The following is a 9,273-nucleotide window of genomic DNA, read 5'->3' on the forward strand; positions in this document are numbered from 1 at the left end:
GGTGGAGCCATGCCCGGAACCTGGTGCGGATCGGCAACCAGGTACGACGAAAGCCGGGCTGGAACTGGAGCCCTTACATGTCCCGCCGTCTCACCAAGCGCCCGCTGCGTCCGCTGACCTCCCTCCGGGTCGCCGTCCTGACCGGCGTCGCGGCCGGCGCCCTGCTCGTCCCGGCCACCGCTGCCTTCGCGGACGCGACTCCGACCCCGGTCGCCTCCGACGTGTCCCCGGAGGGGAAGGACGCCCTGGAGAAGAAGAGGAGCGAGGACGCCCTGCGGGCCAAGGAGGCCGAGCTCAGGAAGGCCGAAGCCGCGAAGGCCGAATCCGCGAAGTCCGCGTCCGGCAAGGAGTTCCCGCGAGGCGGTGTCGCCGCGGGCGAGGCCCCCGCCCAGGACGACAACACCGGCGCCCTCGTCGGTTCGGCCACGGGCGCGCTGCTGCTCGCGGGCGCCGGCACCTACGTACTGCGCCGCCGCACCGCCGCCCGCCGCGAAGGCTGACCCGGCAGCACGACCCCTGTGACGACACGGTGGCGCCGCCCTTCACCGGGCGGCGCCCTGTGCGTTCCCCGCCCTCTCGCACCGCACCCTGTTCTGGAGCTCGCGTTGCCTCCTGCACGCCCTGTACCTCCTGCACCCCCTGCACCCCCTGCATCTCCCGCCCCGTCCGCGAACCCGGCACCCCGCACGGCCCTCTCCCGTAGCCGTCTCGCCGTCGCCCTGTTCGCGACCGCCGTGCTGATCCTTCTCGTCGCCGGGCTCACCGGCTGCTCGTCCACCCCGGACCCGACGGTCCAGGTGGTCCCGAGCACGGTCGGCACCGCCTCGCCCGACACCCCCGACACCCCCGATGCTCCCGACGCCGAGCAGGACCCGGCCCCGAACGCCGCGGCGGCCCCGGCGGCCCCTGCCGGGGTCACCGTCCCTTCCGTGGGGGTCGACAGCCCGCTGATGAAGCTGGGCCTCAACCCGGACGGGACGGTCGAGGTCCCGCCGGCCGAGAAGGGGATGACGGCCGGCTGGTACACGGGCGGTGTCGTGCCCGGTGAGGTCGGCGCGGCGGTCATCATCGGCCACAACGACACCCGCTTCGGCAAAGCCGTCTTCCACGACCTCAGGAAGATCGCCAAGGGGGCGGACATCGCCGTCACCGACGTGAAGGGAGAGGTCGTCCACTTCACCGTCACGAACACGGAGAGTGTCGACAAGGACGCCTTCCCCACCCAGAGGGTCTACGGCCCGACCCGGGACCGCGCCCTCCGGCTCATCACCTGCGACGGCGACTTCGACGCCCAGGGGCATCCGGTGAACAACCTCATCGTTTACGCGACCAGGAGCTGAATTCGTATACGGAAAGCGGTCGGGCCGTGCCGGATTCGTCCCGCCGTCACGAGTAACGTCCGGACGATCCCTGCATGAAGTCTCAAGTAATGGCCACGAGTTACGCGATTGCGTACGCCAACTGTCTCCTCAGCACCTACTCTCCCTCCAGACTCATCCAACGGGGAACAGACGGGGAACGACGGGGAACAGGCGAGCTGAGGACAATGGAGCCACTTCGTCCCACGGATCCGGACCGGTTGGGGCCCTACCGTCCGGTCGCGAGACTCGGCGCGGGAGGCATGGGCGAGGTCTTCCTCGCCAAGGACGAACGGCAACAGTCCGTAGCCGTCAAGGTGATCCGTCCGGAGCTGGCCTCGGCCAGGTCCTTCCGCAACCGGTTCCGCCGCGAGGTGGACGCCGCCCGCGCGGTGAGCGGCACCTACACGGCGTCCGTCCTGGACGCCGACCCGGACGGTCCCGTCCCCTGGCTCGCCACCACCCACATCCTCGGCCCGACGCTGGCCGAGGCCGTCGAGGCGTACGGCCCGCTGCCGCCGAGATCGGTACTCGCCCTCGGCGCCGGACTCGCCGAGGCGCTGATCGCCGTGCACTCCGCGGGGCTGGTCCACCGCGACCTCAAACCGTCCAACGTGCTGCTCTCCGCCGAGGGCCCGCGCGTCATCGACTTCGGCATCGTCCGCGCCACCGACGGCTACGAACTCACCCTGTCCGGCGTGCTGTTGGGCTCCCCGCGGTACATGTGCCCCGAGCATGCCACCGGGAACCCGATGGGTCCGCCAGGAGACGTGTTCTGTCTCGGCTCGGTGCTGGCCTACGCGGCCACCGGGCAGGCGCCCTTCGAGGGCTCCTCGGCGGCCACCCTGCTGTACCAGGTGGTGCACGGCACGCCCGACCTGACGGGCGTCAACGCCCCCCTGGACACGATCATCGGGGGCTGCCTCGCGAAGGACCCGGACGCCCGGCCCAGCCCGGACCGGGTGTCGGCGGCGTGCGCGCCCGGCGGCGCCGAGGCGGTGGACTGGGGCGACTGGCTGCCGGAACCGGTGGTCGCCCACATCAGAGGACAGGCCGCCGCCCTCATGGACCTGGACCTCGACCTCGACACCGAGGTGAACGCCGGCCGCCGGGAGCCCGCCCATGCCGCCGCGCTGGCGGCAGCCCCCGGTCCCGGCAACCTCCGGGTCGACCCGCGACTGGCGGCCGTACAGCGACTGGTAGCGGAGCGTTCGAGCGGCCCCGGCCGCGTCGTCCTCCCGCAGGAACGCAAGTCCGTCCCGACGCCCGAACAGCCGCCCGAGAGGCCTGCCGTGCAGTCGCCCGAGCGGGGCACCCACCGGGCCCGGCGCTCGACCCGGCCGAAGCCCTCTCGCCGAAAGGTCCTCACGGCTGCCGCGCTCGTCGTGGGCACCGGCGTCTCCGCGCTGCTCTACTCGAGGAACAGTTCGAGCGCCGCGGCCACCCCTGCCGGCCCGGCGCCGGAACCGCTGTGGACCTACCGGAGCGACGCGCTGCTCCAGGCACCGGCGGTCTTCTACAACGACACGGCCCTGATGAAGACGCAGTCCGGTGCCCTCTTCTGCCTCGGGCTCACCGACGGCTCCCGTCCCCGGTGGACCTACCAGGGCATCAGCCAGTCGCCGACCCCGCCCCTGATCGTCTCGGACGTCGTCGTCGCCCTCGGCACCGGCGCGACCGTGCTGGGCGTCGACGCGGTCACCGGCGCCGAGCGGTACGCGCTGGACTTCGGCGCGGACTTCCGCTTCGACACGCTGCTCGGCGGGGCCGTCGGCACGGTCACCATCCTCGGACTGCGGTTCGACCGCCAGGACCGGCCGGACGGGTCACGGGGACCGGCCACCTCCACGAACGTCGTCCTCGGTACGAATCTCAAGGCGCGCCTGGCGCAGGTCATCCCCATCAGCAAACAGGACATCGGCCTCGACCTGAAACCGTTCATCGACGCCGAGCGCTTCGTCTACATGGACGGGCTGCACCGGCTGACGGCCCGCGACGGCACCGGCCGGGGCAACGTGCTGTGGAGCAGGCCCATGGCGTCCGGCTCGGACACCCGGTCGGCGCCGGTGGTGCTCGACGACACCGTCTTCGCCGCGGACAACGAGCTGATCGCCGTGGATCTGAGGTCCGGTGCGCTGCGCTGGCGGGTGCGCCAGGAGAAGGGCGGATTCGCCTCCGTCGCCGCCGCGGACGCCACGGTGTACTGCACCACGAGGAGCCCGCACGGCGTCGAGGCGTTCGACGCCGCCGACGGTTCGCGGCTCTGGTTCTGCGAGACGCCCCGGCTGAACCTGGACAGTCCCCTGGTGGCGGGCGCCGACGCGGTGTTCGTCACGGCCGAGGACAACAAGGACGGCTTCTACGCGATCGATGCCCGGCGGGGCGAACTGCTCTGGAACTTCACCGACAACCGGGACACCGGCATCAATGAGTGGCAGCTCTCCTGCGACACCGCGCCGGGGACGGAGCATCCGCTGATCGCCCAGCATTTCGACAGGGTGTACGCCCTCCCGATGCCCCGCAACTGACGGGCACCCGGAGTTCGCAACCGGTCACTGGGCGACTCGGCCGGCGGTCACACCGCTGCGACGGTGCTGCTCACAGCTGATCCCGGGCTTCGGAATCCTCCGCCGGGGTCGCGAAGGCGCCGGGAGTCCCCTCCCGGAAGGCCGGCGCCTGGAAGGGGTCGATCTCCGGGGTCGGGGTATCGGTCCTCGCGTGGAACGTCGTCGGTTCCGGCGCGGAGAACAGAGAAGTCAGCTCGATGGAAAATCTCCTGATCCTCGAGAGGGGGGCACGGCAGATCTCACAGAACGGTCAGCTTGGGGTACGGGCTGACGATCCGTTCCTGTCGCCCGCCGAAGTCGACGAGCACTGCGATGCCATCCTCGACGCTGGTCACCCGGCCGAGGCCGAAGACGTCGTGAGTGACTCGGTCGCCTGCCGCGAAGTGCTTGGCAGGGGGTGCCACAGGGGCTTTGAAAGGGCTGGTGGCCAGGTGGGCCCGCGTTACCGCTGTCTTTGTCATTGACGTCAGTATGCTCCGCTCCGGCCCGCCGTGGACCCCGTGAGCACACTCCACTGTCGGCGGCCCCACCGGCACCGGCTCGGCGGAGAGGCTCGCCGGCGCCGGAAAATACCGCGCGTCGAGACGGATCACGCAGGTCACACGGGTGACGGACGGCCGACCCGGACCCCGGGACCGCCCCCTCGGACAGCGCGACAGCACGTGCAGTAATCGCCAAGAGTTATGAATCGTTAGCAACGCGACTCCTTCCGTACGGCGTCACGGGCCCCCTTCACTCCCGTCCGGACGCGCTCACCGCCAGCGCCGCCACCGCCACGGCGGCCACGAGAAGCGGGATCCCCAGGCCGTGATGGACCACCAGCCAGGCCCCGAGGACCGCGCCCGCCGCCATCGCCGCCACCGACGCCGAGCGGCGCGGGGAGCGTCCGCCCGTGCCGCCGGCCGCGCGGGAGTCGGCGGCGAGACCGGTGAGGGTCATCGTCAGGACGGTGGTCGTCAGATCGGGGACGCCGAGCCTGCGTACGGTCGCGTTGCGCAGGCCCATCGCGAAGGCCGTGACCGCGATCAGGGTGTAGACGGTGGCCGTCGCGTCCGGCGCCAGGAAGGCGACCACGGAGGACGCGCCCAGGAACACCGCCTCGACGGCGAGGGTGATCCGGGCCCACCTGCGGCGCGAACCACCGCCAAGACGTCGCGAGAGGCGCCCGCCGGCCACCGCGCCCAGCACGAACGAGGCGAGCGAGGTCAGCGTGTGCGGTACGGAGAAACCGGGCGCCCCGGCGGCGGCGAAGCCGAGCACGACGACGTTGCCGGTCATGTTGGCGGTGAAGACCCGGCCGAGCCCGAGATAGCTGACGGCGTCGATCAGCCCGCTGACCACCGTCAGCACCAGCAGAACGACCACGAGCCGCAGACCGCGCGACTCGGAATCCGGCCCGGTTGCCTCTGCCTCTGTGCTCATCCGGCCAGTCCATCACGGGCGGACAAGAAGAAAGCATGAAGGCGCCGGCCCCCGAAATATCGGGGGCCGGCGCCTTCGTACTCTCTGTCCTGGTCGGCTCAGTACCAGTGGTGGGCCTGCCAGAAGTTCCACGCTCCGACCGGGCTGCCGTAGCGCTCGTTCATGTACTTCAGACCCCACTCGATCTGGGTGGCGGCGTTGGTCCGCCAGTCGGCGCCGGCCGAGGCCATCTTCGAGCCGGGGAGGGCCTGGACCAGGCCGTACGCGCCGGAGGAGGCGTTGGTGGCGGCGACGTTCCAGCCGCTCTCGTGCTCGACGATCTTGCTGAAGGCGTTGAACTGCGCGTCGTTCGGGATCAGCTTGTGCGCGATCGCCTTGGCGCCGGACGAGGAGGCGGTGGACGCCTCCGCGGGAGCCGCGGCCAGGACCATGCCGGCGGTGGCGGCGGCCACGGCGGCGGTGGTGAGGGCCTTCTTCGGGGAGGCGAGGGTGCGGGCGATACGGGAGACGAACACGGAGAACCTTTTCTTCGGGGTCAGGGCTGTCGCGTGCAGTCGGTGCCGGGTGCTGCGTGTGGTGCGTGCTGCGTGTGTGGCGGTGACATGCGGCGGCGCCGCGACCCGTGGGGGTTCGTCGGCGCCGTGCGACTGCTCCAGAGAAACAGGCTCGAGAGGCGCCCGCAATCACCCCTTTTGCTAGTTGTGGTCGTATGTGGGCGATGAGAGGCGTTTGTGACCTGCCTCTCAATGTGCAGGTCAGACCCCCTTTCTATGTGAACATGACACACCAATCGATCTACTACTCCACCCCGTAGGTGATCTGCGTCCTGTGGGCCGCTTCACGTCCCCGGCGCGCCGAAAGTGACCTGGCTCTCGAAGGCGGCCCGGGCGCACCGGGTTCAGACGGCCACGTAGGTCACCGGATCGCTCCCCGTCACCGCCTCCGCCTGGCCCAGTTTGACCAGACGGCGTACGTGGGCCTCCGCCTCCGAGACCGCGATGTTCCGTGAGCCCGGGGGGATCTCGGCCCAGGGGCGGTTCCACTCCATGCGTTCCGCCAGTTGCCACGGCGTGAGGGGAGTGGTGAGGAGGGCGCGGAGGCCGGCGAGGCGTTCGTCGTGGTGGTCGAGGAGTTCCTGTACGCGGACGGTCGCGTCGGGGAAGGTGTGGCGGTGGGCCGGGAGGACCTCCGCCGGGGCCAGCCGGCCGATGCGTTCCAGGGAGTCGAGGTAGTCGCCGAGGGGATCGGTGACGGTCGTGTCGTCCGGGTCCTCGTACAGGCCGATGTGCGGGGTGATCCCGGGGAGCAGGTGGTCGCCCGAGAACAGGCGCCCGTTGCCCGGGAGCCGGCCCGGGTGCGCCTCCTCGAGGTGGAGGCAGACATGGCCCGGGGTGTGGCCCGGCGTCCAGATCGCGCGCAGCCGGCGGCCGGGGAGGGCGAGCAGTTCGCCGGGGACGATCTCGCGGTCGGGCAGCGCCGGCGAGAAGCCGGGCAGCATGCCGACGGGGGTCCTGGTCAGGATCGCCACATGGTCGGCGGGCGCGCCGGCCGCCGCCAGCTTCGCGACCATGTACGCGTACCAGCGCTCGGCACGGTTGTCGCGCGTGCGCCGGACGAGCGCGATGTCCGCCTCGTGCATCGCGATCCACGCCCCGGACGCCTCCCGGACCTGGCCGGAGAGGCCGTGATGGTCGGGGTGGTGGTGGGTGATCACCACGCCATGGATCTCGCCGACGGCGGTGCCGCACGCCGACAGGCCCTCGGTGAGGGTGTCCCAGGACAGCGGGTCGTCCCAGCCCGTGTCGACGAGCACCGGTCCGCTGTCGGTGTCGACGACGTAGACCAGCGTGTAGCCGAGGGGATTGTTCGGAATGGGGACCCGGAGGGACCGTACGCCCCCGCCGTGATCGGTCACCTGCGTCGACGTCTTTGTCATGGGCTCCCCTGTGGCTGGGCTGCAGCAACTATAACTAGAACCGGTTTCAATGGGAGCCCGAGTCACTTACCCCGTTGTGGTGCGCGACCTGTGGACTCCTCGGAGGGGAACTGGTAACTGTCTCCGTATCTATCTGACGATCCGTCAGAGACGGTACCCGGAGAGGCAGTCGGCGAGAGGCAGTCGGCCATGACCGAGCTCGTGGAACACGGACAGCTGTTCATCGGCGGGGAGTTGACCGACCCCCTCGGCAAGGACGTCATCGAGGTCATCTCCCCCCACACCGAAGAGGTCTTCGGCCGCGTGCCGCACGCCTCGACGGCCGACGTCGACCGGGCCGTCGCCGCCGCGCGCACCGCCTTCGACGAGGGACCCTGGCCCCGGATGACACTCGACGAGCGGATCGCCGTCGTCACCCGCATCAAGGACGGTGTCGCGGCGCGGTACGAGGAGATCGGCCGCGTCATCTCCTCCGAGAACGGCTCCCCGTACTCCTGGAGCGTCCTCGCCCAGGCCCTCGGCGCGATGATGGTGTGGGACGCGGCCATCACCGTCGCCCGCGACTTCACGTACGAGGAGACACGCGACGGAGTCCTCGGCCGCATCCTCGTCCGGCGTGAACCGGTGGGCGTCGTCGCCGCCGTGGTCCCCTGGAACGTCCCGCAGTTCACCGCGGCTGCCAAGCTCGCGCCCGCGCTGCTCGCCGGCTGCACGGCGGTCCTGAAGCCGTCGCCCGAGTCGCCCCTCGACGCGTACATCCTCGCGGAGATAACGAAGGAGGCAGGCCTGCCGCCCGGCGTCCTCTCCATCCTCCCGGCCGACCGCGAGGTCAGCGAGTACCTCGTCGGACACCCCGGCATCGACAAGGTCTCCTTCACCGGTTCGGTCGCCGCGGGCAAGCGCGTGATGGAGGTCGCGTCACGCCAACTCACCCGGGTGACACTGGAGTTGGGTGGAAAGTCGGCGGCCGTCGTGCTCCCCGACGCCGACCTCGACACCACCGTCCCCGGTATCGTCTCCGCCGCCTGGATGAACAACGGGCAGGCGTGCGTGGCCCAGACCCGCATCCTCCTCCCGCGGTCCCGTTACGACGAGTTCGCGGACGCCTTCACCCAGGCCGCGAGCGCGCTGGTGGTCGGCGACCCGCTCGACCCGGCGACCCAGGTCGGCCCGCTGGTCGCCCGGCGCCAGCAGCAGCGCAACCTCGACTACATCCGCATCGGCCAGGAGGAGGGCGCGAAGATCCTCACCGGCGGCGGCCGCCCCGCCGGCCTCGACCGCGGCTGGTACGTCGAACCGACACTCTTCGGCGACGTCGACAACTCGATGCGCATCGCCCGCGAGGAGATCTTCGGCCCGGTCATCTGCCTGATCCCGTACGGCGACGAGACCGAGGCCGTGAAGATCGCGAACGACTCCGACTACGGCCTCTCCGGCAGCGTGTGGACGGCCGACGTCGGCCACGGCATCGAGGTCGCCCGGCAGGTCCGTACCGGCACGTACTCGGTGAACACCTTCAGCCTCGACATGCTCGGCCCGTTCGGCGGCTACAAGAACTCGGGGCTTGGGCGGGAGTTCGGGCCCGAGGGGTACGGCGAGTACCTGGAGCACAAGATGATCCACCTCCCGGCCGGCTGGGAGGGGTAGGGGGCATGGGCGACCGCTGGCACGTGGAGGTGGACCGCTCGCTGTGCATCGGCTCGGCGCAGTGCGTGCACCGGGCGCCGGAGGGGTTCAGCCTGGACGGCGGGATGCAGTCCCATCCACTCGCACCGGACATGGACGCGAACGAGCAGGTGTTGGCGGCGGCGGAGAACTGTCCGGTGGAGGCGATCATGATCACCCTGCTGGCGGGCGGCGAACCGGTGTTCCCCCCCGAGGAGTAAGGGAGGATTCTCGCCCCCGCCGCCCCTACCCGTCCCATCCGTCTCGGGGGCGCTGCCCCCGAACCCCCGCTCCTCAAACGCCGGAGGGGCTGGATGGTGCCGGC

General features: G+C 70.8%; 9 protein-coding genes. 5 read left to right on the top strand and 4 right to left on the bottom strand.

Translation table 11 applies throughout. The features are described 5' to 3' along the window. The first annotated feature begins 77 nt into the window (after positions 1–77). The 3 genes from ABZ855_RS05150 to ABZ855_RS05160 all read left to right on the top strand — a co-directional run bounded on the left by ABZ855_RS05150 (position 78) and on the right by ABZ855_RS05160 (position 3,886). Positions 78–500, top strand: coding sequence for a sortase-dependent protein (locus tag ABZ855_RS05150; RefSeq protein ID WP_360801087.1), 423 nt, complete (start codon positions 78–80; stop codon positions 498–500). 234 nt (positions 501–734) lie between these two features. After that, entirely contained in the window at positions 735–1,340 is a 606-nt protein-coding gene (locus ABZ855_RS05155) for a class F sortase (protein WP_360801090.1), read from the top strand. A 281-nt stretch (positions 1,341–1,621) separates the two neighbouring features. Continuing rightward, on the top strand, positions 1,622–3,886 hold the full coding sequence (locus ABZ855_RS05160; protein ID WP_360801093.1) for a PQQ-binding-like beta-propeller repeat protein: 2,265 nt from the start codon (positions 1,622–1,624) through the stop codon (positions 3,884–3,886). Between the two features lie 278 nt (positions 3,887–4,164). Here the strand turns inward: ABZ855_RS05160 and ABZ855_RS05165 are convergent, their stop codons facing one another. From ABZ855_RS05165 to ABZ855_RS05180, 4 genes are all read right to left on the bottom strand, one after another. Beyond that, positions 4,165–4,386 carry a hypothetical protein gene (locus ABZ855_RS05165; protein WP_360801096.1) on the bottom strand — a complete coding sequence of 74 codons (222 nt, stop codon included), beginning with the start codon at positions 4,384–4,386 and terminating at the stop codon, positions 4,165–4,167. A 271-nt stretch (positions 4,387–4,657) separates the two neighbouring features. Then, positions 4,658–5,347 carry a YoaK family protein gene (locus ABZ855_RS05170; RefSeq protein ID WP_360801099.1) on the bottom strand — a complete coding sequence of 230 codons (690 nt, stop codon included), beginning with the start codon at positions 5,345–5,347 and terminating at the stop codon, positions 4,658–4,660. A gap of 98 nt (positions 5,348–5,445) precedes the next feature. Further along, a complete protein-coding gene (locus ABZ855_RS05175; RefSeq protein ID WP_360801102.1) occupies positions 5,446–5,862 on the bottom strand; it encodes a transglycosylase SLT domain-containing protein in 417 nt (138 codons plus the stop codon). 383 nt (positions 5,863–6,245) lie between these two features. Then, the gene (locus ABZ855_RS05180) at positions 6,246–7,283 is read right to left on the bottom strand and encodes an MBL fold metallo-hydrolase (protein WP_360801105.1); all 1,038 of its coding nucleotides are present in this window, start codon (positions 7,281–7,283) and stop codon (positions 6,246–6,248) included. Between the two features lie 189 nt (positions 7,284–7,472). Between ABZ855_RS05180 and ABZ855_RS05185 the strand changes: the two genes are divergently transcribed. Then, positions 7,473–8,930: an aldehyde dehydrogenase gene (locus tag ABZ855_RS05185; RefSeq protein WP_360801108.1), complete on the top strand. Its 1,458-nt coding sequence runs from the start codon at positions 7,473–7,475 to the stop codon at positions 8,928–8,930. A 5-nt stretch (positions 8,931–8,935) separates the two neighbouring features. Beyond that, positions 8,936–9,169: a ferredoxin gene (locus tag ABZ855_RS05190; RefSeq protein ID WP_360801111.1), complete on the top strand. Its 234-nt coding sequence runs from the start codon at positions 8,936–8,938 to the stop codon at positions 9,167–9,169. Positions 9,170–9,273: the final 104 nt, after the last annotated feature.

It is taken from the genome of Streptomyces sp. NPDC047042 (assembly GCF_040644035.1).
Lineage (GTDB): Bacteria > Actinomycetota > Actinomycetes > Streptomycetales > Streptomycetaceae > Streptomyces.

What these genes read in the sequence shown, in the direction of transcription:
- ABZ855_RS05160 (WP_360801093.1), top strand. Translation starts at nt 1,622, where the DNA reads ATGGGCGAGGTCTTCCTCGCCAAGGACGAACGGCAACAGTCCGTAGCC.
- ABZ855_RS05190 (WP_360801111.1), top strand. Translation starts at nt 8,936, where the DNA reads ATGGGCGACCGCTGGCACGTGGAGGTGGACCGCTCGCTGTGCATCGGC.
- ABZ855_RS05180 (WP_360801105.1), bottom strand. Translation starts at nt 7,283, where the DNA reads ATGACAAAGACGTCGACGCAGGTGACCGATCACGGCGGGGGCGTACGG.
- ABZ855_RS05165 (WP_360801096.1), bottom strand. Translation starts at nt 4,386, where the DNA reads ATGACAAAGACAGCGGTAACGCGGGCCCACCTGGCCACCAGCCCTTTC.
- ABZ855_RS05150 (WP_360801087.1), top strand. Translation starts at nt 78, where the DNA reads ATGTCCCGCCGTCTCACCAAGCGCCCGCTGCGTCCGCTGACCTCCCTC.
- ABZ855_RS05185 (WP_360801108.1), top strand. Translation starts at nt 7,473, where the DNA reads ATGACCGAGCTCGTGGAACACGGACAGCTGTTCATCGGCGGGGAGTTG.
- ABZ855_RS05170 (WP_360801099.1), bottom strand. Translation starts at nt 5,347, where the DNA reads ATGAGCACAGAGGCAGAGGCAACCGGGCCGGATTCCGAGTCGCGCGGT.